The 23,480-nt window shown below is 70.7% G+C and carries 20 protein-coding genes; 11 read left to right on the top strand and 9 right to left on the bottom strand.

Features of this window, described 5'->3' with window-relative positions; genetic code table 11:
- Window positions 1-92: 92 nt before the first annotated feature.
- Complete coding sequence (locus tag FQY79_RS13325; RefSeq protein ID WP_146313396.1) at window positions 93-518, bottom strand: c-type cytochrome; 426 nt, start codon at window positions 516-518, stop codon at window positions 93-95.
- Window positions 515-922, bottom strand: coding sequence for a c-type cytochrome (locus tag FQY79_RS13330; protein WP_146313397.1), 408 nt, complete (start codon window positions 920-922; stop codon window positions 515-517). Before FQY79_RS13330 ends, FQY79_RS13325 begins: the two co-directional genes overlap by 4 nt.
- A 323-nt stretch (window positions 923-1,245) precedes the next feature.
- Between FQY79_RS13330 and FQY79_RS13335 the strand changes: the two genes are divergently transcribed.
- Genes FQY79_RS13335 through FQY79_RS13345 form a run of 3 tightly spaced genes read left to right on the top strand, consistent with a single transcriptional unit; the run spans window position 1,246 to window position 8,939 of the window.
- Window positions 1,246-2,379: an efflux RND transporter periplasmic adaptor subunit gene (locus FQY79_RS13335; RefSeq protein WP_146313398.1), complete on the top strand. Its 1,134-nt coding sequence runs from the start codon at window positions 1,246-1,248 to the stop codon at window positions 2,377-2,379.
- Window positions 2,379-5,861, top strand: a complete 3,483-nt coding sequence (locus FQY79_RS13340) for an efflux RND transporter permease subunit (RefSeq protein WP_146313399.1) — start codon at window positions 2,379-2,381, stop codon at window positions 5,859-5,861. Before FQY79_RS13335 ends, FQY79_RS13340 begins: the two co-directional genes overlap by 1 nt.
- 3 nt (window positions 5,862-5,864) lie before the next feature.
- Window positions 5,865-8,939, top strand: coding sequence for an efflux RND transporter permease subunit (locus FQY79_RS13345; RefSeq protein ID WP_146313400.1), 3,075 nt, complete (start codon window positions 5,865-5,867; stop codon window positions 8,937-8,939).
- Window positions 8,940-9,032: 93 nt separating this feature from the next.
- Here FQY79_RS13345 and FQY79_RS13350 read toward each other — a convergent pair whose 3' ends face one another.
- The 7 genes from FQY79_RS13350 to ykgO all read right to left on the bottom strand — a co-directional run bounded on the left by FQY79_RS13350 (window position 9,033) and on the right by ykgO (window position 14,935).
- Window positions 9,033-10,247 carry a TraB/GumN family protein gene (locus FQY79_RS13350; RefSeq protein ID WP_146313401.1) on the bottom strand — a complete coding sequence of 405 codons (1,215 nt, stop codon included), beginning with the start codon at window positions 10,245-10,247 and terminating at the stop codon, window positions 9,033-9,035.
- 133 nt (window positions 10,248-10,380) lie between these two features.
- Window positions 10,381-11,277, bottom strand: coding sequence for an alpha/beta fold hydrolase (locus FQY79_RS13355; protein ID WP_186760054.1), 897 nt, complete (start codon window positions 11,275-11,277; stop codon window positions 10,381-10,383).
- A 186-nt stretch (window positions 11,278-11,463) separates the two neighbouring features.
- Entirely contained in the window at window positions 11,464-12,090 is a 627-nt protein-coding gene (locus FQY79_RS13360; protein ID WP_146313403.1) for a TetR/AcrR family transcriptional regulator, read from the bottom strand.
- Window positions 12,091-12,157: 67 nt separating this feature from the next.
- Entirely contained in the window at window positions 12,158-13,042 is an 885-nt protein-coding gene (locus tag FQY79_RS13365; protein ID WP_146313404.1) for a carbon-nitrogen hydrolase, read from the bottom strand.
- Window positions 13,043-13,080: 38 nt separating this feature from the next.
- Entirely contained in the window at window positions 13,081-14,118 is a 1,038-nt protein-coding gene (locus tag FQY79_RS13370; RefSeq protein WP_146313405.1) for an agmatine deiminase family protein, read from the bottom strand.
- 67 nt (window positions 14,119-14,185) lie between these two features.
- On the bottom strand, window positions 14,186-14,515 hold the full coding sequence (locus FQY79_RS13375; RefSeq protein ID WP_146313406.1) for a hypothetical protein: 330 nt from the start codon (window positions 14,513-14,515) through the stop codon (window positions 14,186-14,188).
- 294 nt (window positions 14,516-14,809) lie between these two features.
- Window positions 14,810-14,935 carry a type B 50S ribosomal protein L36 gene (gene ykgO, locus FQY79_RS13380; RefSeq protein ID WP_010342887.1) on the bottom strand — a complete coding sequence of 42 codons (126 nt, stop codon included), beginning with the start codon at window positions 14,933-14,935 and terminating at the stop codon, window positions 14,810-14,812.
- Between the two features lie 168 nt (window positions 14,936-15,103).
- On the opposite strand from ykgO, the gene cmk reads away from it, so the two are divergent.
- From cmk to galU, 8 genes are all read left to right on the top strand, one after another.
- Window positions 15,104-15,775, top strand: coding sequence for a (d)CMP kinase (gene cmk, locus FQY79_RS13385; RefSeq protein ID WP_146313407.1), 672 nt, complete (start codon window positions 15,104-15,106; stop codon window positions 15,773-15,775).
- A gap of 236 nt (window positions 15,776-16,011) precedes the next feature.
- Window positions 16,012-17,700, top strand: a complete 1,689-nt coding sequence (rpsA, locus tag FQY79_RS13390) for a 30S ribosomal protein S1 (RefSeq protein WP_146313408.1) — start codon at window positions 16,012-16,014, stop codon at window positions 17,698-17,700.
- Window positions 17,701-17,809: 109 nt separating this feature from the next.
- A complete protein-coding gene (locus tag FQY79_RS13395) occupies window positions 17,810-18,112 on the top strand; it encodes an integration host factor subunit beta (RefSeq protein WP_146313409.1) in 303 nt (100 codons plus the stop codon).
- Between the two features lie 16 nt (window positions 18,113-18,128).
- Window positions 18,129-18,401: a lipopolysaccharide assembly protein LapA domain-containing protein gene (locus tag FQY79_RS13400; RefSeq protein WP_146313410.1), complete on the top strand. Its 273-nt coding sequence runs from the start codon at window positions 18,129-18,131 to the stop codon at window positions 18,399-18,401.
- A 3-nt stretch (window positions 18,402-18,404) separates the two neighbouring features.
- A complete protein-coding gene (lapB, locus tag FQY79_RS13405; protein WP_146313411.1) occupies window positions 18,405-19,583 on the top strand; it encodes a lipopolysaccharide assembly protein LapB in 1,179 nt (392 codons plus the stop codon).
- Entirely contained in the window at window positions 19,583-20,605 is a 1,023-nt protein-coding gene (locus tag FQY79_RS13410; RefSeq protein ID WP_146313412.1) for an MraY family glycosyltransferase, read from the top strand. The genes lapB and FQY79_RS13410 overlap by 1 nt, the downstream gene beginning before the upstream one ends.
- A gap of 2 nt (window positions 20,606-20,607) precedes the next feature.
- Window positions 20,608-22,527, top strand: a complete 1,920-nt coding sequence (locus FQY79_RS13415; RefSeq protein WP_146313413.1) for a polysaccharide biosynthesis protein — start codon at window positions 20,608-20,610, stop codon at window positions 22,525-22,527.
- Window positions 22,524-23,426 carry a UTP--glucose-1-phosphate uridylyltransferase GalU gene (gene galU / locus FQY79_RS13420; protein ID WP_146313414.1) on the top strand — a complete coding sequence of 301 codons (903 nt, stop codon included), beginning with the start codon at window positions 22,524-22,526 and terminating at the stop codon, window positions 23,424-23,426. Before FQY79_RS13415 ends, galU begins: the two co-directional genes overlap by 4 nt.
- Window positions 23,427-23,480 lie beyond the last annotated feature (54 nt).

Here is a 23,480-nt window from a genome sequence, read left to right on the forward strand (position 1 = left end):
GCCGAGGCGACCGGCCCTTGCGCCGCGCCCGGCGTGCGGACACGAAAAGGCCCGCGCATGGCGGGCCTGTCCGGTCGCGGGGGGCGTCGGGGTCAGTGGACGCCGTGCAGGTCCCGCAGCTGGGTCGGGCGCGAACCGAAGTAGGCCGCCAGGTCGGCGATCTGCTGGTCGGTCAGGTGCGCGGCCTGCTGCGACATCAGCGCATGCTCGCGCCGGCCCTCGCGGTACTGGTGCAGCGCGTGCGCCAGGTAGTCGGCGTACTGGCCGCCGATCCTGGGATAGCTGTCGTCCAGCGGGGCGTTGCCGTCCTCGCCGTGGCAGTCGATGCACGACTGGCCGGTCGCCGGACCCTTGGCATTGGCCAGGATCTCGCCTTCGGAGACGCGGCCGTCGGGAAGCCCGGCGACCGACGTGGCGCGGCGGCCATCGGCGTCGTCGGCGGTGCCGCCGCAGGCGGCGATGGCGAGGACCAGCAGGCTGGCGGCCGCCAGGCGGCCGATGCGGGACAGATGGATCATGGGCTCAGCTCCGACAGGAAGGCGGCGATGTCAGCGATGTCCTGGTCGGAGAAGCTCCGGGCCTGCGTCTCCATGGTCGGGTGCCGGCGGGTGCCGTTGCGGTACTCGTTGAGCGCGTTGGTGAGGTAGAGCGCCGACTGTCCGCCGATCATCGGGACGTGGTACGTCGGGTACACGTTCTTGTAGCCGGTGATCCCGTGGCAGCCCAGGCAGGTGTAGGTCAGCTGGCGGCCCGCTTCGGGATTTCCGACCGGAGCGGTGGTCGCCGCCTCGGCCGGTGCGGCCGGTTCGGCCTCCCCGGAGGCGGGGGGCGCGGCGTCCTGTGCCGACGCGGTGAGTGGCAGCGAGGCCAGGGTGAACAGTGCGACGGCAAGGCCGGCGGCGATCGTCAACGGTCGCGTCATGGAAGGGTCCGCAATCCTTGAATGGCTGTCTGGCTGGTGTATCGCGATCGCGCCGGAGGCCCCGACATCGCGCAATCGGCGCAGTATAGCCTGCGACCTTTCGGCTGTTAACGCACCCGGGTCGGCGCGCTCCGCCGGGCGCTGGAGCCGCCCGGGGCGCAGCGCACCCATCGGTCCGGAGACCCGCCGCCGCCGTCGCGTCACGTTCGTTACGCCGGCTTCGTCCTGCCGCACCGGCCGGGAGTCACCATGACCTTCGGCGGATGCCGCCGTCTGGCGAGGTGATATACCTTGCTACAACACCAAAGGGGCTCTGCACTTCCATGCACAAGAACAGCATTCTTCATCGCTTCCGGCCGCTGCTGGCCGTGGCCGCGCTTTCCATGGCCATCGTGCTGCCCGGATGCGGCGGCGGAGCCCCGGCCCAGGCCAAGGACGACGCGGCGAAGGGCCCCGAAGCGATCCCCGTGGAGGTCGCCGTGGTGGAGCGCCGGGCGATCGCGGCCAGTTACGCCAACACCGCGACGCTCGAGGCGCGCGCCGAGTCGCAGGTCGTGGCCAAGACCTCGGGCGTGGCCCTGGAGGTGCTGGTCGAGGAGGGCCAGTACGTGCGCGCCGGACAGCCGCTGGTCCGCCTGGACGCCGACCGGGCGCGCCTGCAGGCGGCGCAGAGCGCGGCCCAGCTGCGCAAGCTCGAGGCCAACTACGAGCGCGCCCGGCAGCTGGCCGCGCAGCAGATGGTCAGCGCCAACGACCTCGACCAGCTGCGGTTCGACCTGGAGAACGCCCGCGCCGCCAACCGGCTGGCCAACCTGGAGCTGTCCTACACCACGGTAGTGGCCCCGATCTCGGGGGTGATCGCCTCGCGCGACATCAAGGCGGGCAACTTCGTGCAGATCAACTCGCCGATCTTCCGCATCGTCGACGCCAGCCACCTGGAGGCCACGCTCAACGTGCCCGAGCGCGAGCTCGCCAAGCTCAAGCCCGGCCAGGCGGTGGAGCTGACCGCGGACGCGCTGCCCGGCAAGCGCTTCGCCGGCGTGGTCGACCGGGTGTCGCCGGTGGTCGATACCGGCAGCGGCACGTTCCGCGTGGTCGCCCGCTTCGCCGGCGACGGCGAGCTGCAGCCGGGCATGTTCAGCCGCCTGTCGATCAACTACGACCAGCGCGCCGATGCGCTCGTGGTCCCGCGCGAGGCCCTGCTCGAGGACGGCGGCGAGCCGGCGCTGTACGTGGTGCGCGAGGGCACCGCCTCGCGCGTGCCGGTGCAGCTGGGCTACTCCGACGGCGGCTGGGTGGAGGTGCGCAGCGGCCTGGAGGCCGGTGACAAGGTGGTGGTGGCCGGCAAGGCCGCGCTGCGCGAGGGCAGCCTGGTGCAGGTGATCGGCGACGAGGCCGCCGCGGCCGTGGCCGCCAAGGCCGACACCGCGACCGACGCGAAGCAGGCAGGCAACTGATGGCTCCGCACGATTCCCACTCCACCGGCGGTTCGGGCCTGGTGGAGTTCTCCACCCGTCGCCGCGTGACCGTGGCGATGATGACCCTGACCCTGGTCCTGTTCGGCCTGATCTCGCTGTCCTCGCTGAAGGTCGAGCTGCTGCCCGACCTCAGCTATCCGACGCTGACGGTGCGGATCGACTACGAGGGCGCGGCGCCCTCCGAGGTGGAGACGCTGATCTCGCAGCCGGCCGAGGAGGCGCTGGGCGTGGTCAAGGGGCTGCGCAAGCTCAAGTCGATCTCGCGCACCGGCCAGAGCGACGTCGTGCTCGAGTTCGCCTGGGGCACGGACATGGAGCAGGCCGGCCTGGACGTGCGCGACAAGATGGAGACGCTGCAGCTGCCGCTGGAGGCCAGCCCGCCGGTGCTGCTGCGGTTCAATCCCTCGACCCAGCCGATCATGCGCCTGGCGCTGTCCTCGACCGTGGAGGACGGCGACGAGGCGGAGGCCCTGCGCCGGCTGATGGAGCTGCGGCGCTACGCCGACGACGACCTCAAGCGCCGGTTCGAACCGGTGCCGGGCGTGGCCGCGGTCAAGGTGGGCGGCGGCCTGGAAGACGAGATCCAGGTGGACATCGACCAGCGCAAGCTGGCCCAGCTGGGCCTGTCGCTGGGCGACGTGGTGCAGCGGCTGCGGCAGGAGAACGTGAACCTGTCGGGCGGGCGCCTGGAGGAAGGGTCGCGCCGCTACCTGGTACGCACCGTCAACCAGTTCGCCAGCGTCGAGCAGTTGCGCGACATGCTGCTCACTACCGCAGGCGGCTCCGCGCCCCAGCAGGCCACCGGCGAAAACCGCCAGCTGATGCTGGCGATCCTGGGCAGCCGCGATCCCAACGTGATCGCTGCGCTGCGCAACGACGGCTCTGGCGGCGGCGCGGCGCCGGTGCGGCTGCGCGACGTGGCCGAGGTACGCCAGGGCCACCGCGAGCGCGAGGCGGTGATCCGCAGCGGCGGCAACGAGGCCGTGGAGCTGGCCATCTACAAGGAAGGCGATGCCAACACCGTGGCCACCGCCGACGCGCTCCATGAGCGCCTGGAGCAGGTGCGCGAGCGGCTGCCGCGCGGCATCGAGCTGGCCGTGGTCGAGGACCAGTCGGTGTTCATCCGCCAGGCGGTCCACGACGTCAAGGTCGACGCCGCGATCGGCGGCATGCTCGCGGTGCTGGTGATCTTCCTGTTCCTGCGCGACGGCTGGAGCACCCTGGTGATCTCGCTGTCGCTGCCGGTGTCGATCATCGCCACCTTCTTCTTCATGGGCCAGCTGGGGCTGAGCCTCAACCTGATGTCGCTGGGCGGACTGGCCCTGGCCACCGGGCTGGTGGTGGACGACTCGATCGTGGTGCTCGAGTCGGTCGCCAAGGCGCGCGAGCGTGGCCTGGGCATCCTCGAGGCGGCGATCTCCGGCACCCGCGAGGTGTTCATGGCGGTGGTGGCGTCCACCCTGACCACGATCGCGGTGTTCCTGCCGCTGGTGTTCGTCGAGGGCATCGCCGGCCAGCTGTTCCGCGACCAGGCGCTGACGGTCTCGATCGCGATCGCGGTCTCGCTGCTGGTGTCGATGACGTTGGTGCCGATGCTCAGTTCGCTCAAGGGGCGCCCGCCGCTGGCCTTCCCGGAAGAGGCGCCGCATCCGCGCTGGTACCCGGAGAGCCGCTGGAAGAAGCCGTTGGCGGCGACCGGCCGCGGCGTCGGCGCCACGGTGCGCGGGGCGTTCTTCGGCATGGCCTGGCTGGTGGTGCGGCTGTGGCGCCTGCTGGCTGCGGTGGTCGGGCCGGCGATGCGCAAGGCCAGCGACCTGTCGATGGCGCCCTATCGCCGCGCCGAGGCCGCCTACCTGCGCATGCTGCCGGAAGCGATCGCGCGCCCGCGGGCGGTGCTGGCGTTCGCCGCGCTGGCCTTCGCCGCGACCCTGGCCGCGCTACCCTTCATGGGCATGGACCTGATCCCGCAGCTGGCCCAGGACCGCTTCGAGATGACCGCCAAGCTGCCGCCGGGGACGCCGCTGGCGCGCACCGACGCGCTGATCCGCGAGGTGCAGGAGCGCCACGCCGGCGAGCCGGGCGTGCGCCTGCTGTACGGCGTGTCCGGCACCGGCACCCGGCTGGACGCGAGCCCGACCGAGAGCGGCGAGAACATCGGCAAGCTCACCGTGGTGATGGACGACACCTCGCGCGAGGCCGAGCTGATCGAGAAGCTGCGCAGGACGATGCAGGCCTGGCCCTCGGCCCAGGTCGACTTCGCCCGCCCCGAGCTGTTCTCGCTTTCGCCGCCGCTGGAGATCGAGATCGAGGGCAGCGACCTGGAGTCGATCCGGACAGCGGGCATGCGGTTGGCCGAACTGCTGCGCGGCAATCCGCACTACGCCGACGTGAAGTCGACGGTGGAGCAGGGCTTCCCCGAGATCCAGGTCGTGTTCGACCAGGAGCGGGCCGCGGCCCTGGGCCTGACCACGCGCCAGATCGCCGACGCGGTGGTCGACAAGGTGCGCGGCAACGTGGCCACCCGCTACAGCTTCCGCGACCGCAAGATCGACGTGCTGGTGCGGGTGCGCGAGTCCGAGCGTTCGTCGGTCGACGACATCCGCCGGCTGGTGGTCAATCCCACCCGCTCCAACCCGGTCGAGCTGTCGTCGGTGGCAGACATCGTCTCGACTACCGGGCCGAGCGAGATCCACCGCGCCGACCAGCGCCGGGTGGCGATCGTGTCGGCCAACCTGCGCGGGATCGACCTGGGCACGGCGGTGGCCGAGGTGCAGCGGATGGTGGCCGAGAACCCGATCGGCACCGATGTGGAGATGCGCATCGGCGGCCAGGGCGAGGAACTCGACGACTCGGTCCGCTCGCTGCTGTTCGCCTTCGGCCTGGCCGTGTTCCTGGTGTACCTGGTGATGGCCTCGCAGTTCGAATCCCTGCTGCACCCGTTCGTCATCCTGTTCACCATCCCGCTGGCCCTGGTCGGCGCCATCGCGGCGCTGCTGCTGACCGGCTCGCCGATCTCGGTGGTGGTGTTTATCGGCCTGATCCTGCTGGTCGGCCTGGTGGTCAAGAACGCGATCATCCTGATCGACAAGGTCAACCAGCTGCGCGAGGCCGGCGTGGCCAAGCGCGAGGCGCTGGTCGAAGGCGCCCGCTCGCGCCTGCGCCCGATCATGATGACCACGCTGACCGCGGTGTTCGGCTTCATGCCGCTGGCGCTGGCCCCGCTGTTCGGCAGCCCGGGCGCCGAGGTGCGTTCGCCGATGGCGATCACCGTGATCGGCGGGCTGCTCGTCTCCACCCTGCTGACCCTGCTGGTGATCCCGGTGGTGTACGACCTGCTCGACCGCAAGCCCGACGAGTACTACGCCGAACGCGGCAGGCGCGCCCGCCGCACTGCGGCCCAGGTGGCCGAGGTGCTGGCCGGCGAGCAGGACCCGTTCGACCCCGCCGGCGCCCGGGGCTGAGCCATGAACATCACCGAGCTGTCGATCCGCCGCCCGGTCACCACCATCATGCTGTTCGTGTCGATGGTGGTGATCGGCCTGATCGCCTCCTTCCGCCTGCCGATGGAGGCCGAGCCGGAGGCGACGATCCCGTTCTTCTTCGTCTGGCTGCCGTATGCCGGCTCCACCCCGGAGGAGGTGGAGCGCAACATCGTGCGGCCGGTGGAAGAGGCGCTGTCGACGATGTCCGGCATCAAGTCGATGAACTCGCGCGCCAATGCCGAGGGCGGGCAGATCCAGGTCGAGTTCAGCGACTGGAACCGCGACATCGCCATCGCCGCCTCGGAAGCGCGCGAGCGCATCGACGCGGTCCGCGACCAGCTGCCCGACGACTTCCGCCGCTATTTCGTGTACCGCTGGAGCACCAGCGACCGCGAGGCGATGCACCTGCGCCTGACCAGCGGGGAGGACCTGAGCGCCCGGGCCGAACTGATCGAGCGCAACGTCAAGCAGAAGCTCGAGCGGCTGCCCGGGGTGGCCCGGGTGGAAATCGAGGGCGTGGCGCCCCAGGAACTGCTGGTGGCGCTGGACAAGGACCGGCTGGTGGCCCACGGCGTGGCCCTGAACGACCTGGTCCAGCGGCTGCAGGCGGCCAACTTCTCGGTCTCGGCCGGGCAGATCACCCAGGGCAACCAGCGGCTGCGGGTGCAGCCGCGCGGCGAGCTCGAGTCGCTGCAGGCGCTGCGCGAGCTACGCCTGGACCAGCGCGGCACGCGCCTGTCGGACGTCGCCACGGTCGAGCTCAGGCCGCAGCGGATGAACTACGTGCGCCAGCTCGAAGGCCGGCCGAGCGTGGGGGTGGACATCTACAAGGAGCGCGCGGCCAACCTCGTCGACCTCTCGCAGGCGGTCCGCGCCGAACTCGAGGAACTCGCCGACGACCCGGCACTGCGCGGGGTGGAGATCGAGATCATCGACGACCAGGGCCAGGCGGTCACCAGCTCGCTGCTGGCGCTGGCCGAGGCGGGCGCGATCGGCCTGGCGCTGTCGGTCATCGTCCTGTACGCGTTCCTTCGCCACTGGCCGTCGACGCTGATGGTGACGGCCGCCATCCCGATCTGCTTCATCATGACCCTGGGGTTCATGTACTTCGCCGGGATCACCCTCAACATCATCTCGATGATGGGCCTGCTGCTGGCGGTCGGCATGCTGGTCGACAACGCGGTGGTGGTGGTGGAGAGCATCTACCAGGAGCGCGAGAAGTACCCTGACCGGCCGGTCCTGGCCTCGATCATCGGCACCCGGCACGTGGCGATCGCGCTGTCGGCCGGCACCCTGTGCCACTGCGTGGTGTTCCTGCCGATGATCTTCGGCGAGAAGAACATCATCACCATCTACCTCGCGCAGCTGGCGGTGACGATCTCGGTCTCGCTGCTCGCGTCCTGGCTGGTGGCGGTGAGCCTGATCCCGATGCTCTCGGCGCGGATGAAGACCCCGCCCGCGGTGCGATCTCCCTTCATCACCAGGATGCAGCAGCGCTATGCGCGGCTGCTGCGCTGGACGCTCGATCACCGCGGCTGGAGCGTGGCCGGGATCCTCGCCATCTCGATGGTGAGCGTGGTGCCGATGATGAACACCAAGGGCGGGGGCGACGACAGCAATCCGGGGCAGATCAACATCTTCTACCAGTGGAAGGGCGCCTACTCCAAGGAGGAGATGGGCCGCGAGGTGGCGCGGGTGGAAGAGTTCGTCAACGCCAACCGCGAGCGTTTCCACATCGATAAGGTCTACAGCCGCTACAGCGAGCAGGGCTGGGCGTTCACCCGGCTCTACCTGACGATCAAGGACCGCGAGCTGCACCAGCAGATCCAGGAGCAGGTGCGCGAGGGGTTGCCGCAGTCGGCCCGGGCCAAGCTCGGCATCGGCTGGCCCAGCGGCATGGGCAGCGACGGCCAGGGCATCCGCTTCAGCCTGGTGGGCGATTCCACCGAGGTGCTCAAGCAGCTGGCCGAGGACATCGTGCCGCTGCTCTCCCGCAACGAGAAGCTGCGCGACGTGCGCGTGGACACCGGCGACGCGAACACCGAACTGTCGGTGCGGGTGGACCGCGAACGCGCCGCCGCCTACGGCTTCAGCGCCGATGACGTCGCCCAGTTCGTGGGCATGGCGCTGCGCGGTTCCTCGCTGCGCGACTTCCACCGCGGCGACATCGAGGTGCCGGTGAACGTGCGCTTCGCGGGCTCCGACCATTACCGGATCGAGGACCTGTCCGGGTTCACGGTGCGCGCGGCCAATGGCACCCAGGTGCCGCTGCTGGCGATGGTCGACGTGGACGTGAGCCCGGCGGCGACCTCGATCCAGCGCCTGAACCGGCAGACGATGCTGCGGATCGAGGCCGGCATCGCCCAGGGCGTGCCGATGGATGAGGCGCGCGCCGCGGTGGAGGCGGCGCTCGACCGGATCGAGTTCCCGCCCGGCTACGGCTACACCTTCTCGGGCATGGGCTTCAACATCAATTTCGACGGCATGGACCAGCTGGTGCGCGCGATCATGATCGCGCTGGTGCTGATGCTGGTGATCATGGCGGCGGTGTTCGAGTCGCTGCTGTTCCCGACCGCGATCATGTCCTGCGTGGTGTTCTCGATCTTCGGCGTGTACTGGCTGTTCTGGATCACCGGCACCGAGATGAACATCATGGCGGTGATTGGCATCCTGGTGCTGATGGGCGTGGTGGTGAACAACGGCATCGTGATGATCGAGCACATCAACAACCTGCGCCGGCGCGGGGTGCCGCGCACCGAGGCGCTGGTGGAGGGCAGCCGCGAGCGCCTGCGCCCGATCATGATGACCATGGGCACCGCGATCCTGGCGATGATCCCGATCGCGCTGCACACCGACACGCCCGACGGCATGCCGCCGTACTTCCCGATGGCGCGCGCGATCGCGGGTGGCCTGGCGTTCTCGACCGTGGTCAGCCTGCTGTTCCTGCCGACGATCTACGCGATCCTCGACGACCTGCGCGCCGGCACCGCGCGCCTGGTGCGGCGCGCCCGCGGCCTGGAGCCGTCATCCGGTCCCACGCCGGTGCCCGCCGACTGAGCTTGCCCGTCTCCCCGCCCCGGGATGCGCCGGTCGCGGGGTGGGGCGGGTGCGACAGAAGGACCCGTCGCGCGTGCGTGGACCGGCCCGGCCTCAGCCGAACAGCCGCGCCAGCATCCTGGCGCCGCCGGTCCAGACCCCGATCGCGGTACCGAGCGAGGTCAGGAAGAAGTTCACCATCACCCGCGCCACCCGGTTGCGCCACCAGCCGCGCATCGTGTTCAGGTCCTCGCGCAGGGCCATGAAATCGGCATGCGTGGGCTTGCGCACCCAGGCCTCCACCAGCGCGCTGACCGTGCCCGAGGCCAGCGCGGGGTGCAGCGGGGTGAACGGGGAGGAGACGAACGCGCCGAGGATGCTCAGCGGATGCCCGCCGGCAAGCAGGCAGCCCAGCGCGCCCAGGCCCCCGGTCCACAGCACCCAGTACAGCATCAGGTCGGCACCGACGTCGAAGCCGCCGCTGGCGAAGCCCCAGGCGAAGCCGCCGAGCAGGAACACGCCGATGCCGATCTCCAGCAGCGGGACGCTGGATTTCGGCTTCACCGATTCGAGCGCGGACACGGTCGCGGCCGGGTCCGCGTCATCCTCGCGCAGGTGCCTGGCCAGGCCGTCGAGGTGCCCGGCGCCGACCACCGCCAGCACCTCGCGCGCATCGCCCGCGGTCGCCCGCAGGCGCGCGGCCATGTAGCGGTCGCGCTCTGCGATCAGCGCCTCGTACAGCGGCGGGCTCTGTTCGGCGAACTCGCTGAAGCTGGCCTGCAGCATGTCGCCCTGCTTGAGCTTCTCGATGTCGTGCTCGGCCAGCTCCTCGTCCGCGATCAGGCCGGCGAGGATTCCGCCGGCGAGCTTGGCCCGCTGCCACCAGCCCAGGCCCTGCAGGGCGCGACGGAAGGTCAGGCCGACGTCGCGGTCGACCAGGTGCATCGGCAGCCCGCGCGCCTGCGCGTCCTCGACCGCGGCCTTGAGCTCCGCCCCCGGCTCGATGCCCAGCTGCTCGGCCAGGCGCCGCTGGTAGCTGGCCAGGGCGAGGTTGGCGGCGAACATCGGCGTCTTGCCCTCGCGCAGCACCTTGACCAGGTCGAGTTTCGCCAGCGCGTCGGGATCACCCATCGCCTTGAGCCGCTGCTCGTCGAGTTCCACCGCGACCGCGTCGAACGCGCCCGAGCCGATCGCCTCGCGCACGGCCTGGACGCTGGCGTGGGAGACGTGCGCGGTGCCGAGCAGGGTGTAGCGCACGCCGTCGCGCTCGACGATCGCGTGCGGCTGCTCGCGCCAGCCGGCGCTGGTGGAAGCGGGGGAGTCGGGCAAGGGTCGGTCCGGGTTCGCGGGGAAGGGCGTGCGGCCGTGGAGGCCGCGCGGCGCCGCCGCTTCCGCGACGGCGGGCGACAGGTTAGAGGCTCGCGCGGGGCAAGGAAAGCCGGCCGGGAAGGCGCCGCCGCACTCAGCCGGGCGTGGACCCGTGCGGGTCGAAGAGGCGGTCGAGCTCGTCGCGCGCGTCCGAAGGACGCCAGCGGCGCGGGCGGTCGCCGCCGGCGATGAAGTCCGCCACGCGGGCGACCACGGCCGGGTCGCGCAGCAGGCGGCGGTGGCCCAGGCCGGCGGTCTCCAGCCAGCGCGCTCCCGGCCAGGCCCCGGCCAGCGCCCGGCCATGCGCTGCCGGCACTTCGCGATCGCCTGCGTCGTGGACCACGAGCGACGGCGGCGGCGTGCGGGATGCGGGCAGTCCGGTCATGTCGAATTCCGTCCACGGCCGGCCGAGCCAGGCCTGGACGCGGGCGCTGAAGCGGGCGGTCACCGCGTCGCTGGCGCCGATCGCCCGGCCGAACGGCGCCACCGCCTGCGAAGGCAAGGCGAACGGTGCGACCAGGGCCATGCGGCGTGGCCCGGTCCAGCCGCCGCGCAGCGCGAGTGCAGCCGCGGTGCAGCCGCCCGAGTGCGCCACGAGGCCATGCAGCGGACCGGCGCCGGCGGCGACGATCCGCAGCGCGTCGGCGATCTCGACCAGGGTCACCCGGCGTGCGCCCAACCGGCTCGGGCCGGACTGGCCGTGCGCCGGCGCGTCGTAGGCGACCACGCGCAGGCCGCGTTCGCACAGCGCTTGGCCGATCGCATGCAGGTGCCCGGCATGGCCGCCCCAGCCGTGGACCAGCAGCACCGTGGGGCCCTTGCCCCAGGACCAGGCCCGCACCGCATGGCCATGGACGCGGAACGCCATCGGTTCGCCGCGCGCCAGCCAGCGGAGCGCGTCGCCACGGGGCCGGACCCTTGGCGGGGTGAACCAGGTCCGCTGGAACAGGTCCACCGCCAGCGGCGGGGCCACGCGCGACAACAGGCGCATGGATCCACGCAGCATGGTGAAGCGCCAGTCGCGGCCCAGCCAGGCCGCTTCGGAGGGGGGCAGCGGCGTCTGGGGAATCGAAGGCGGCGGGCTGGCGGGTGGACCCGGTATCCCGTCATCAGTACGAACGGTCGTGCTATTTATGTCGTGCAAGTGGTCCATGCGCGGGCCTCGCGTGGGGAAGGGTCAACGGGCGGGGGCGTAGCCCCGGATCAGGCGTTCGAACGCGCGCTGCCCCCGCGCGACGGCCCCGACGTAGCCGGTCAGGCCGGCGTCGTGGTGGATCGCGAGCGCGATCGCGTACATCTCGAAGGCGAACTGGGCAGGATCTGTGGAGGCATCGAGTTCGCCGGCGTCGATCGCCTGCTGCACGGCGCGGGCGAGCTGCTCGCGCCAGGCCGCCTCGAGCGCCAGCAGGCGGTCGCGGATCGGTCCCGGGCGGTCGTCGTACTCGCTGGCGGCGGCGAGGAACAGGCAGCCGCCGTCCTTCTCGTGCCGGACCCACCCGGCCCAGTTGGCGAAGATCGCGCGCAGCCGCGGCAGCCCGCGCCTGGCCTCCAGCGCCGGCTGCAGCACGTCGCGGGCGAACAGCTCGCCGGCCAGGTCGAGGGTGGACAGCTGGAGGTCCTCGCGGGAGCCGAAGTGGGCGAACACGCCGCTCTTGGACATCCCGACCTGCTCGGCCACCAGACCGATGGTCAGCCCTTCCAGGCCGTTGCGGCAGGCGAGCGCGTAGGAGCGCGCGAGGATCGCCTCGCGCGTGGCGGCGCCCTTGGCCGAAGCGGGACCGGCAGCGGACGGCTTCCTCGTCATGGTCGCGATAAAAGCACGACCGTTCGTACGGGTCAAGGCGGCCGGCGCGGGCCGCGCCGCCGCAACGTCAGTCCAGGTAGCGCTTGAGCAGGCCGTCGTAGGCGTCGATGCGGCGGTCGCGCAGGAACGGCCAGATCCGCCGGACCTGCTCGCTGCGCTGCATGTCCAGTTCGGCCAGCAGCAGCGTCGGCTCGCCGCCGGCCTCGGCCAGGAACTCGCCCTGCGGCCCCAGGACGTGGCTGTTGCCCCAGAAGTCGATGCCCGACGCGCCCAGCGGCGAGGGCTCGTGGCCGACGCGGTTGCAGCTGAGCACCGGCAGGCCGTTGGCCACGGCGTGGCCGCGGTGGCTGAGCACCCAGGCGTCGCGCTGGCGGTCCTTCTCGGCCTGGTCGTCGTCCGGATCCCAGCCGATCGCGGTCGGGTAGAGCAGCACTTCGGCCCCGGCCAGCGCCATCAGGCGCGCGGCCTCCGGGTACCACTGGTCCCAGCACACCAGCACCCCCAGGCGGCCGACCGAGGTGTCGATCGGGGCGAAGCCGAGGTCGCCGGGGGTGAAGTAGAACTTCTCGTAGAAACCCGGATCGTCCGGGATGTGCATCTTGCGGTACGTGCCGGCGATGTTGCCGTCGGCCTCCAGCACCACTGCGGTGTTGTGGTACAGCCCCGCCGCGCGGCGCTCGAACAGCGACGCCACCAGCACCACCCCGTGCCGCCTGGCGAGCGCGCCCAGGCGCTCGGTGCTGGGACCGGGGATCGGCTCGGCCAGGTCGAATTCGTCGACCGACTCGTGCTGGCAGAAGTAGCAGCTGTTGTGCAGTTCCTGCAGCAGGACCAGCCGGGCGCCGGCCTTCGCGGCTTCGGCCACGCGCTGTTCGATGATCGCCAGGTTGGCGTCGGCGTCGCCGTGGTTGCGTTCCTGGACCAGGGCGACGGGAAGGGTGCGGGTTTTCATGCCTTCCATTGTAGGACGCGGCGCGCAGGGCGCCGTGTTCAGGCCACCAGCCCTTCAGGCAACTGCATGGTGAGGCAATGCAGGCTGCCGTTCTGCCAGATCAGCGGCCGGCAGGGGATCGGCACGATCTCGCGTCCCGGGAAGGCCTCGCCCAGCACCGCCGCCGCGGCGGCGTCGGCCGGGTCGCCGTAGGCGGGCATCAGCACCGCGCCGTTGGCGATGAGGAAGTTGGCATAGCTGGCGGCCAGGCGCCGGCCGCCGTCGATCACCGGCCGCGGCCAGGGCAGGGGGAACAGCCGGTAGGGGCGGTCGTCGGCGGTGCGCAGCGCGGCCAGTTCGGCCGCCATGGCCTGGAGCGGGGCGTGGTGGCTGTCGGCCGGATCGTCGCAGGCCTGGAACACGATGGCATCGGGTGCGGCGAAGCGGGCGAGGGTGTCGACGTGCGCATCGGTGTCGTCACCCTCCAGGTAGCCGTGGTCGAGCCACAGCACCCGGTCCTGGTGCAGCCAGTCCGCCAGTTGCCTGCCCAGCTGTTCGCGTTCCGCGTCCGGGTGGCGCTGGTGCAGGCACTGCCAGGTGGTCAGCAACGTGCCTGCGCCATCGGTCTCGATCGCTCCCCCTTCCAATGAAAAATCAATATGTTGCCGTGAACTGTTGCAGAAAATTCCCATGCCGTGCAGGCGCTCGACCAGCCGGTCGTCGCGGCTCGCCTCGAACTTGCCGCCCCAGCCGGTGAACCGGAAGTCCAGCAGGCGGAAGCTGTCGCCCTCGCGCAGGGTGATGGGGCCGGTGTCGCGCAGCCAGGTGTCGTCGTAGGGCACCTCGACGAAGCGCACCCGCGCCATGTCGACGCGGTTGGACGACAGCCGCGCCTGGGCGTAGCTCTCCACGTCCTCGTCGGCGACGCAGACGATCACGGGCTGGAAGCGGGTGATCGCGGCGACCAGGGCGATGTAGGTGTCTTCGACCTCGCCCAGGCGCTCGGCCCAGTCGGTGCCGGCGTGGGGCCAGGCGATCAGGATCGCGGACTGCGGCTCCCACTCGGCGGGGAAGCGCGGGGCGGACGTGTCGGGCATCGGGCGGGCAGGCGGAAACGGGGCCGCGCATTATGCGCGACCCTGTTGCCCGAAGTGGAATGGCGCGTCAGCGGATCGCCGGCTTCGGGCCGATCTCCGAGGGGTCGGCCTGGTTGAGCACGGCGTCGATCACTCGGTCGCGCTCGAAGTACACGGTGAACTGCGGGTACACCCAACGGTTGATGGTGGGCCACTGGCGCTTCTGGCCACCGCGCGGCTCCAGGCGCTGGGTCGGCGCGCCGAAGCGGGCCTGGACCTGGGCGGCGGTGAGCCCGCGTTCGGGCAGGGTCACGTGGGCCTTGGCCTGGGCGCGTTCGACCAGCAGGGTATCGGCGGACGCGGCGCCGGCGGCGCACAGCAGTACGGACAGGGCAAGGCTGGGGAACAACAGGCGCATGGTCTGGGCTCCGTCGATGGCCTGGGGCGTGGGCGGCCCCGTGTTTTAGCAGATTCAGGCGCTGGCCGCTGTGCCGGGGTGCCGGAAGCCGGCGTCGGCATGTCCTCCGGGGGCGGCGGCGCCTGGTCGCACCGGAAGCGGGGCCTTCGGCGCCGGGCCGATCCGGATGGGCATCCGGGGGACCTGCGGCGCGACGCGGTACGTGTCCGCGGCAAAAACAAAAGGGGCCGCATCGCTGCGGCCCCTCCGGATACTGCCCGATGCCCGTCCGGCGCGGACCGGAGGGCGCTGCGCTCAGCGCTGGCGCGCCTTGAAACGCGGGTTGGACTTGCAGATCACGAAGACCTTGCCACGGCGACGGACGACCTTGCAGTCGCGGTGGCGGGCCTTCGCCGACTTCAGGGAGGACAGGACCTTCATGACGGAAACCTCTGGGAAACCGGTTGGATGCGGCGGGAAAAATGAAGCCGCGCATTATACCGGGCGCAGGGCGTCGCCTTCAAGCGGACCTTCGGCCCCGCCCGCCGCCTCGCCCGGGATGGGGTGTTGAAGGATAATCGCGGCCCCCCGGCGCCGGCAGAGATCCCCATGGCAGACCCCGTTCCCGTGCTGACCATCGACGGCCCGTCGGGCTCGGGCAAGGGGACGGTGAGCCGCCTGGCGGCCGCACGGCTGGGCTGGCACTACCTCGATTCGGGCGCGCTGTACCGCGCGGTCGGCGCGGCGGCGGCCAGGGCCGGCCTCGATCTGGCCGATGTCGAAGCCCTGGCCCGGCTCACCCGGGACACCCGGATCGAGTTCCGCGAGGATCCCGACGGCGAGTTGCGGGTGCTGGTGGACGGCGAGGACGCCACCGACGCACTGCGCACCGAGGAGGCCGGGGCGGCGGCCTCGACGATCGCCGCGATCCCGGAAGTCCGGGAAGCCCTGAAGGACCGCCAGCGCGGTTTCCGGCGCCCGCCGGGGCTGGTGGCCGACGGGCGCGACATGGGCACGGTGATCTTCCCGGACGCCCCGTTCAAGGTCTTCCTGACCGCCAGCGCCGGCGAGCGCGCCGAAAGGCGCTATAAACAGTTGAAGGGCAAGGGGGTTTCGGTCACAATGGACGGTCTGCTGCGCGAGATCCTCGCGCGCGACGCCCGCGACGCCGATCGCGCGGTGGCGCCGTTGCGGCCGGCCCCGGGGGCCGTCCACATCGATACCACCGGCCTCGGCATCGACGAGGTGGTCGAGCGCGTCCTGGCCGTCGTGGCGTCCTGACCGCAGGCGCGAGCGCCCGCGGCCGCACCGGCCCGCCGCCCTGGCGCGCCGGCGGGCGCCGGCCGGGATCCGGGGTCGGACAAGGCAGACAACGGCCCCGCGCGGGAGTTCCCGCGCGGATTTCAATCCACCACAACACTCACGGCCATACGCAATCCCGCGCAGGTCGACAAACGGGTGGACCGCGGCGCCCGCGCCATGGACACGCGGTCTGTGTCATCAACCGAGTAAACCAAATGACCGAATCATTCGCAGAACTGTTCGAGGCCAGCCAAGCCAACCTGGCGAAGCTCAAGCCCGGCGCCATCGTCAACGGAACCGTAGTGGACGTGCGGACCGACGTGGTGATCATCAACGCCGGCCTGAAGTCGGAAGGCATCGTGCCGATCGAGCAGTTCCGTAACGAGGCAGGAGAGATCGACGTCGCCGTCGGCGACACCGTCAAGGTGGCGCTGGACTCGATCGAGAACGGCTTCGGTGAGACCGTGCTGTCGCGCGAGAAGGCCAAGCGCGCCATGGTGTGGGACGAGCTGGAAGAGGCCCTGGAGAAGAACGAGACCGTGGTCGGCCGCATCAGCGGCAAGGTCAAGGGCGGCTTCACCGTCGACATCAAGGACGTCCGCGCGTTCCTGCCGGGCTCGCTGGTCGACGTGCGCCCGGTCCGCGACCCGGTGTACCTCGAGGGCAAGGAACTCGAGTTCAAGCTCATCAAGCTCGACCGCAAGCGCAACAACGTGGTCGTCTCGCGCCGTGCCGTCGTCGAGAGCGAGCACTCCGAGGAGCGTGAGGCGCTGATGGAGAAGCTGGTCGAGGGCGCCGTGCTCAAGGGCGTGGTCAAGAACCTCACCGACTACGGCGCGTTCGTCGACCTGGGCGGCATCGACGGCCTGCTGCACATCACCGACATGGCGTGGAAGCGCGTGCGCCATCCGTCCGAGGTGGTGGAGGTCGGCCAGGAGCTCGAGGTCCGCGTGCTCAAGTACGACCGCGAGCGCAACCGCGTCTCGCTGGGCCTCAAGCAGCTGGGCGAGGATCCGTGGGAGAACATCTCCCGCCGCTACCCGGCCAACACCCGCGTGTTCGGCAAGGTCTCCAACGTCACCGACTACGGTGCGTTCGTCGAGATCGAGCCGGGCGTCGAGGGCCTGGTGCACGTGTCGGAGATGGACTGGACCAACAAGAACGTCAACCCGTCCAAGGTGGTCCAGGTTGGCGACGAGATCGAGGTCATGGTCCTGGACGTGGACGAGGAGCGCCGCCGCATCTCGCTGGGCATCAAGCAGGTCACCAGCAACCCGTGGGAGACCTTCGCCGCGATCCACAAGAAGGGCGACAAGGTCACCGGCCAGATCAAGTCGATCACCGACTTCGGCGTGTTCATCGGCCTGGAGGGTGGAATCGACGGCCTGATCCACCTGTCCGACATCAGCTGGAACTCCACCGGCGAGGACGTGGCCCGCAACTTCAAGAAGGGCGAGACCCTCGAGGCGGTGGTGCTGGCGGTCGACCCGGAGCGCGAGCGCATCTCGCTGGGGGTCAAGCAGCTCGAGCAGGATCCGTACGGGCAGTTCCTGGCCAACCATCCGCGCGGCTCGAAGGTGAGCGGCACGGTGAAGGAAGTCGACGCCAAGGGTGCGGTCATCGACCTGGGCGACGGCGTGGAAGGCTACGTGGCCGCGCGCGACATCTCCGATGTCCGCGTCGACGACGCCAGCCAGCACCTGAAGGTCGGTGACGCGATCGAGGCCAAGTACATCGGCCAGGACCGCAAGAGCCGCACCCTGCAGCTGTCGATCCGCGCCAAGGACGAGGCCGAGGCGGCCGAGACCCTCGCCGAGTACAACAAGGCGGCGGCGGAAGCCTCCAGCGGCACCACCAAGCTGGGCGCGCTGCTGCGCGAGCAGCTGGAGAACAAGTCCGAGTAAGTGCGACGGCGGCTTCGGCCGCCTGCGTCCGGCCCCGCGCGGCCGGGCGCCTTGACCGGGGGGCGGCCCGCGTGGCGGGCCGCCCCCAGCTTCCACGGGCGTGTCGAAGATGACCAAATCGGAACTGATCGAGATCCTCACCCAGCGCCAGGCGCACCTGAAGGCCGACGACGTCGACCTTGCGGTCAAATCGCTGCTGGAGATGATGGCGGCCTCGCTCGCCCGCGGCGACCGCATCGAGATCCGCGGTTTCGGCAGTTTTTCGCTGCACTTCCGGCCCCCGCGCACGGGCCGCAACCCCAAGACCGGCGAAGCGGTGGCGCTGCCGGGCAAGTACGTCCCCCATTTCAAGCCGGGCAAGGACCTGCGCGAGCGGGTCACCGACGTGATCCCGCTGCCCGCGGAGGACTAGGCCGCAGGCCCCGCGCATGCGGCTGCTCCGGATCCTCGTCGCCGTGCTGTCCGTGGCGCTCGGCGCCGCAGTGGGCGCGCTCAACCGGCAGCCGGTGGTCCTGGACCTGGGGTTCACCGCGATCCACGGCGGCCTTGGCGTGCTGCTGCTGGCGGCGTTGCTGCTGGGCGCGCTATGGGGCGGGCTGGTGCTGGCGATCGGCGTGGTGCTGCCGTTGCGGCGCAGGCTCGGGAATGGACAATCCGCGGACCGGCACGCGCCACGTGCCGCCCAAGACACGGGAGTCTGAGCCATGGCATTCGTCAGCGAGTGGTTCTGGTTCTTCCTGCTGCTGCCCCTGGCCGCGCTGAGCGGCTGGGTGGTGGGCCGGCGGGGAGGCGAGCGCCACAGCGATACCCAGGTCAGCCGGTTGTCCACCACCTACTTCCGGGGCCTGAACTACCTGCTCGACGAACAGCCGGACAAGGCGATCGAGCTGTTCCTGCACATCGCCGAGCTGGACAAGGAAACCTTCGAGACCCAGCTGGCCTTGGGCCACCTGTTCCGCCGTCGCGGCGAGGTCGACCGCGCCATCCGTCTGCACCAGGGTCTGGCCCAGCGCCCGGACCTGAGCGACCCGCAGAAGGTCCAGGCGCTGCTGGCGCTGGGCGAGGACTACATGAAGGCCGGCCTGCTCGACCGTGCGGAGGTCGTGTTCACCGACCTGGCGCGGATCGACCAGCGCGCCCCGCAGGCGCTCAAGCACCTGATCGGCATCTACCAGGCCGAGCGCGACTGGGCCAAGGCGATCGAGAACGCGACCCGCTACGAGGCCGCCACCGGCGAGCCGATGGGCAAGCTCATCGCCCACTTCGAATGCGAGCTGGCCGAACGCGAGCGCCTGGCCGGGAATGCGGAGGCGGCGCGGGCCGCGGTGGCGCGCGCCTACGCGGCCGATGCGACGTCGGTGCGCGCCGGCATCCTCGAGGGGCGGCTGGAAACCGACGCCGGCAACGACGCCGGCGCGATCCGCGCCTATGAACGCGCCGCGCGCCACGACACCGACTTCCTGCCCGAGGTGCTTCCGGCCCTGCTGGCCGCCTACGACCGGGTTGGCGACGCGGCCGGCGCGCGCAAGTTCCTGGCCGAGATGAGCGAACACTACCGCGGCATCGCGCCGGTGCTGGCGCTGACCCGGCTGGTCGAGGCGCAGGACGGCGTGCATGCCGCGCGCGCCTACCTGGCACAGCAGCTCAAGGACCGGCCCTCGGTCCGCGGCGAAGCGGCCCTGATCGATCTCACCCTGGCCGAGAACACCGACCTGTCGGCGACGCTGCAGGACTTGCGCCTGATCACCGAGCAACTGCTGGTGCGCAATCCCAGCTACCGCTGCAATCGCTGCGGTTTCGGCGCCCGCAGCCACCACTGGCAGTGCCCGAGCTGCAAGGAGTGGGGCACGATCAAGCCCCTGCTCAACTACGCCGTCGTCTGATGGCGCCTGCCGCACAGGCCCTGGCATGGATGCTGGCGGGGACCGTGCTCGGTGCGGTCGTCACGGCGCTTGCCCGTGCCTATGCGTTGCGGCGCCGGCTGGTCGACCTTCCTGGCGAGCGTCGCAGCCACCAGGCGGCGACGCCGCGTGGTGGTGGGGTGTCGATCGTGCTGGTGCTGCTGGCCGCCGGCGGGATCCTGGCCGTGGTCGCGCCCGGGGAACGGCCCGCATGCCTGCTGGCCGGCGCCGGCCTGCTGCTGGTCGCCGGCATCGGCTGGCTCGACGACCACCGGCCGCTGCCGGCGTGGCCGCGCCTGTGCGTGCACGCGCTCTCGGCCGCCCTGCTCGCTGCGGCGGCGTGGTCGCGGGGCGGGGACGCGCTTGACGTGTCGGTGGCCTTCGCCTCGGCCCTGGTGCTGGTCAACGTCTGGAACTTCATGGACGGCATCGACGGCATCGCTGCGATGCAGGCCCTGGTGGTGGCGGTGGCATGGGCGATGCTCGCGGGGGCGGGGCCGGTGTGGTGGCTGGGCCTGGCGCTGGCCGCAGGGGCGCTCGGTTTCCTGCCGTTCAACTTCCCGCGGGCCCGGATCTTCCTCGGGGACGTGGGCAGCGGTGCGCTGGGATACGGCCTGGCGATGCTGTTCACCGTCGGTTCGCAAGGAGGGGGACCGGTCGCACGGGTGCTGTGGGTTCTGCCACTCCTGCCGTTCCTCGTTGACGCGTCTTTGACGCTTGCTTTGCGCATCTTGGCGGGTGAGGCGTGGTGGCGTCCGCACGTCCGGCATGCCTACCAGGTCTGGGCCCGTACATTGGGCTCCCACGTCCCGGTCACGCTCGCGTATGCCGCCGCCGCGGTGCTTGCTTCGATGCTCATGTTTCTTGTGCGTTCAGGCACTTCGGTCATTATCATCGCGGCCTGCTCGACGTTCCTAGCGGTGGGTGCGCTGGCGTGGAACAGGCTCCGCGGCGCGTCGCCCGTGGATGGTTCGACGGACGAGCTCGGTAGAAGGAACCGCTGAACATGCTCAACTGGAAGGATCGGGTCAGCATGGCGACGCCGCGAATGGCAATCGTCGCGCACGACCTGTTCATGGTCTGGCTGAGCTGGACTGCGCTTCATCATTTCCGCCACGCGATGCAGCCGGGCGTGCCGTTCCCGTCGCTGGCCACCGCCGAGATCCTGCTGGTGCTGGCCGCGCAGGGCGCGGTGTTCTGGCAGGTGGGCCTGTACCGCGGCGTCTGGCGGTTCGCGAGCCTGCCCGACCTGGTCAACATCCTGAAGGCGGCGATGGTCGGCCTGCTGGCGATCATGCTGGTGCTGTTCGTCTTCAACCGCCGGCTCGACCAGGTGCCGCGCTCGGTGCTGCTGCTGTACCCGTTGCTGCTCACCGCGCTGCTGGGCATGCCCCGGCTGGTCTACAGGGCGTGGAAGGACCACCAGATCGCGCGCACCGACAAGGCCGCGCTGCGGGTGCTGATCCTGGGCGCGGGGCGGGCCGGCGAAACCCTGGTGCGCGACCTGCGCAGGACCGGGGCGTATGTCCCGGTCGGCTTCCTGGACGATGCGGCCAAGCTGCGCGGCAGCCGGCTGCAGGGCGTACCGGTGCTGGGGCGGGTCGAGGACGTGGCCCGGATCGCGCCGGAGACGGCGGCCCAACTGCTGGTGATCGCAATGCCCTCGGTGGACGCGGCCACGATGCGCCGCGTGGTGGCCGCCTGCGAACGCACCGGGCTTCCGTTCCGCATGGTGCCGCGGCTCGACGACATGCTCGAAGGGCGTTCGCTGCCGGGCGAACTCAAGGAGGTGGCGATCGAGGACCTGCTCGGCCGCAAGCCGGTCACGCCGGACTGGAAGGCGATCCGCGCATGGCTCGGCGGCCGCAGCGTGCTGGTGACCGGCGCCGGCGGTTCCATCGGCGCCGAGCTGTGCCGGCAGTGCGCCCGGCACGGGGCGTCGACGATCGCGCTGGTCGAGATCGACGAACTGGCGCTGATCAAGACCGAGTCGGAACTGCGGCGCGACTTCCCGCAGATCCGCTGCGTGCCGGTGCTCGGCGACTGCGGCGATCCGGCGGTGATCCGCCATGCGCTGCGCCTGTCCAGCCCCGACGCGGTGTTCCATGCCGCGGCCTACAAGCAGGTCCCGGTGCTGGAAGGGCAGCTGCGCGAAGCGGTGCGCAACAACGTGCTGGCCACCGAGGTGGTGGCGCGCGAGGCGCGCGCGGCCCGGGTCGGCACCTTCGTGCTGATCTCCACCGACAAGGCGGTCGATCCGGTCAACGTGCTCGGCGCGTCCAAGCGCCTGGCCGAGATGGTGTGCCAGTCGATGGCCCAGACCGACGGCACCCATTTCGTAACCGTGCGCTTCGGCAACGTGCTCGATTCGGCCGGCAGCGTCGTGCCGCTGTTCCGCGAACAGATCCGCAGCGGCGGGCCGGTGACCGTGACCCATCCGGAGGTCACGCGCTACTTCATGACCATCCCCGAGGCCTGCCAGCTGATCATGCAGTCGGTGGCGATCGGCGCGCGCGAGGCGGTGTACACGCTGGACATGGGCGAGCCGGTACCGATCCGGCTGCTGGCCGAGCAGATGATCCGGCTGGCGGGCAAGCAGCCCGAGCGCGACATCGCGATCGTCTACACCGGGCTGCGGCCCGGGGAGAAACTCCACGAAACCTTGTTCCACGCCGACGAACGGTACCGTCCGACGGTGCACCCGAAGATCCTCCAGGCCGAGGCCCGTTCGGTGTCCGCGGAGAAGCTCCAGCCGGCGCTCGCGCGCATGCGCGAGGCGGTGGCCGCATTCGATACCGAGGAGCTTGCGCGCCTGCTGCGCGAGACGCTCCCCGAATTCCGTCCCGGCAACGCGGATGCGGAGGCCGAGCGCGAGGACACGGGCACCGTCGTCGCATTCCCCGCACGACAGGCTAGAAAGACATGACCCGACGCATCCGAAAAGCGGTGTTCCCGGTCGCTGGACTGGGAACACGGTTCCTCCCTGCCACGAAAACCGTTCCCAAGGAGATGCTGCCGATCGTCGACCGCCCGCTGATCCAGTACGCGGTGGACGAGGCGATCGAGGCCGGCTGCGACACCCTGGTGTTCGTGACCAACCGCTACAAGCACGCGGTGGCCGACTACTTCGACAAGGCCTACGAACTCGAGCAGAAGCTCGAGAAGGCCGGCAAGCACGAGCAGCTCGAGCTGGTGCGCAACGTGTTGCCCGAAGGCGTCCGTGCCGTGTTCGTCACCCAGGCCGAGGCCCTGGGCCTGGGCCATGCCGTGCTGTGCGCGAAGCCGGTGGTGGGCGACGAGCCGTTCGCGGTGCTGCTGCCCGACGACCTGATCTGGAACCGCAACGGCCCGGGCGCGCTCAAGCAGATGGCCGACCACGCCGAGGCCCACGGCGTCGGCGCGATCGCGGTGCAGGACGTGCCGCGCGAGCAGACCGGCAGCTACGGCATCGTCGAGACCGGGGACTTCCGCGACCGCAGCGGTGCGATCCGGCGCATGGTCGAGAAGCCAAGGCCCGAGGAGGCGCCGAGCACCCTGGCAGTGGTCGGCCGCTACATCCTGCCCGGGGCGATCTTTGACCATCTGGAGAAGACCGGCCGCGGCGCCGGCGGGGAGATCCAGCTCACCGACGCCATCGCCAGCCTGCTGGGCGAGCAGCAGATCGACGCCTACCGCTTCCGCGGCACGCGCTTCGACTGCGGTACCCACATTGGCCTGGTCGAGGCGACGATCCGCTTCGCGCTCGACCACGAGAAGCTCAGCGAAGCCGCCAGCGAGGCCATGGCCAGCGCACTGCGCGAACTGGGCGTGACCGACATCAGCTGAGCCGACCGCCCACGGGCGCGGGATGCGTGTAGGATGGTGCGCAGAGCGGGGCGA

The sequence above is a fragment of the Luteimonas wenzhouensis genome (assembly GCF_007859305.1).
GTDB lineage: Bacteria > Pseudomonadota > Gammaproteobacteria > Xanthomonadales > Xanthomonadaceae > Luteimonas > Luteimonas wenzhouensis.

Excerpts from the sequence above, each read along its gene's own strand:
- FQY79_RS13330 (WP_146313397.1), bottom strand. The coding sequence starts at position 922 with ATGACGCGACCGTTGACGATCGCCGCCGGCCTTGCCGTCGCACTGTTC.
- cmk (WP_146313407.1), top strand. The coding sequence starts at position 15,104 with ATGGCAGACCCCGTTCCCGTGCTGACCATCGACGGCCCGTCGGGCTCG.
- FQY79_RS13360 (WP_146313403.1), bottom strand. The coding sequence starts at position 12,090 with ATGACGAGGAAGCCGTCCGCTGCCGGTCCCGCTTCGGCCAAGGGCGCC.
- FQY79_RS13400 (WP_146313410.1), top strand. The coding sequence starts at position 18,129 with ATGCGGCTGCTCCGGATCCTCGTCGCCGTGCTGTCCGTGGCGCTCGGC.
- FQY79_RS13370 (WP_146313405.1), bottom strand. The coding sequence starts at position 14,118 with ATGCCCGACACGTCCGCCCCGCGCTTCCCCGCCGAGTGGGAGCCGCAG.
- FQY79_RS13345 (WP_146313400.1), top strand. The coding sequence starts at position 5,865 with ATGAACATCACCGAGCTGTCGATCCGCCGCCCGGTCACCACCATCATG.
- FQY79_RS13365 (WP_146313404.1), bottom strand. The coding sequence starts at position 13,042 with ATGAAAACCCGCACCCTTCCCGTCGCCCTGGTCCAGGAACGCAACCAC.
- rpsA (WP_146313408.1), top strand. The coding sequence starts at position 16,012 with ATGACCGAATCATTCGCAGAACTGTTCGAGGCCAGCCAAGCCAACCTG.
- lapB (WP_146313411.1), top strand. The coding sequence starts at position 18,405 with ATGGCATTCGTCAGCGAGTGGTTCTGGTTCTTCCTGCTGCTGCCCCTG.
- FQY79_RS13325 (WP_146313396.1), bottom strand. The coding sequence starts at position 518 with ATGATCCATCTGTCCCGCATCGGCCGCCTGGCGGCCGCCAGCCTGCTG.
- galU (WP_146313414.1), top strand. The coding sequence starts at position 22,524 with ATGACCCGACGCATCCGAAAAGCGGTGTTCCCGGTCGCTGGACTGGGA.
- ykgO (WP_010342887.1), bottom strand. The coding sequence starts at position 14,935 with ATGAAGGTCCTGTCCTCCCTGAAGTCGGCGAAGGCCCGCCACCGCGAC.
- FQY79_RS13375 (WP_146313406.1), bottom strand. The coding sequence starts at position 14,515 with ATGCGCCTGTTGTTCCCCAGCCTTGCCCTGTCCGTACTGCTGTGCGCC.
- FQY79_RS13395 (WP_146313409.1), top strand. The coding sequence starts at position 17,810 with ATGACCAAATCGGAACTGATCGAGATCCTCACCCAGCGCCAGGCGCAC.
- FQY79_RS13340 (WP_146313399.1), top strand. The coding sequence starts at position 2,379 with ATGGCTCCGCACGATTCCCACTCCACCGGCGGTTCGGGCCTGGTGGAG.
- FQY79_RS13415 (WP_146313413.1), top strand. The coding sequence starts at position 20,608 with ATGCTCAACTGGAAGGATCGGGTCAGCATGGCGACGCCGCGAATGGCA.
- FQY79_RS13355 (WP_186760054.1), bottom strand. The coding sequence starts at position 11,277 with ATGCGCCTGTTGTCGCGCGTGGCCCCGCCGCTGGCGGTGGACCTGTTC.
- FQY79_RS13410 (WP_146313412.1), top strand. The coding sequence starts at position 19,583 with ATGGCGCCTGCCGCACAGGCCCTGGCATGGATGCTGGCGGGGACCGTG.
- FQY79_RS13335 (WP_146313398.1), top strand. The coding sequence starts at position 1,246 with ATGCACAAGAACAGCATTCTTCATCGCTTCCGGCCGCTGCTGGCCGTG.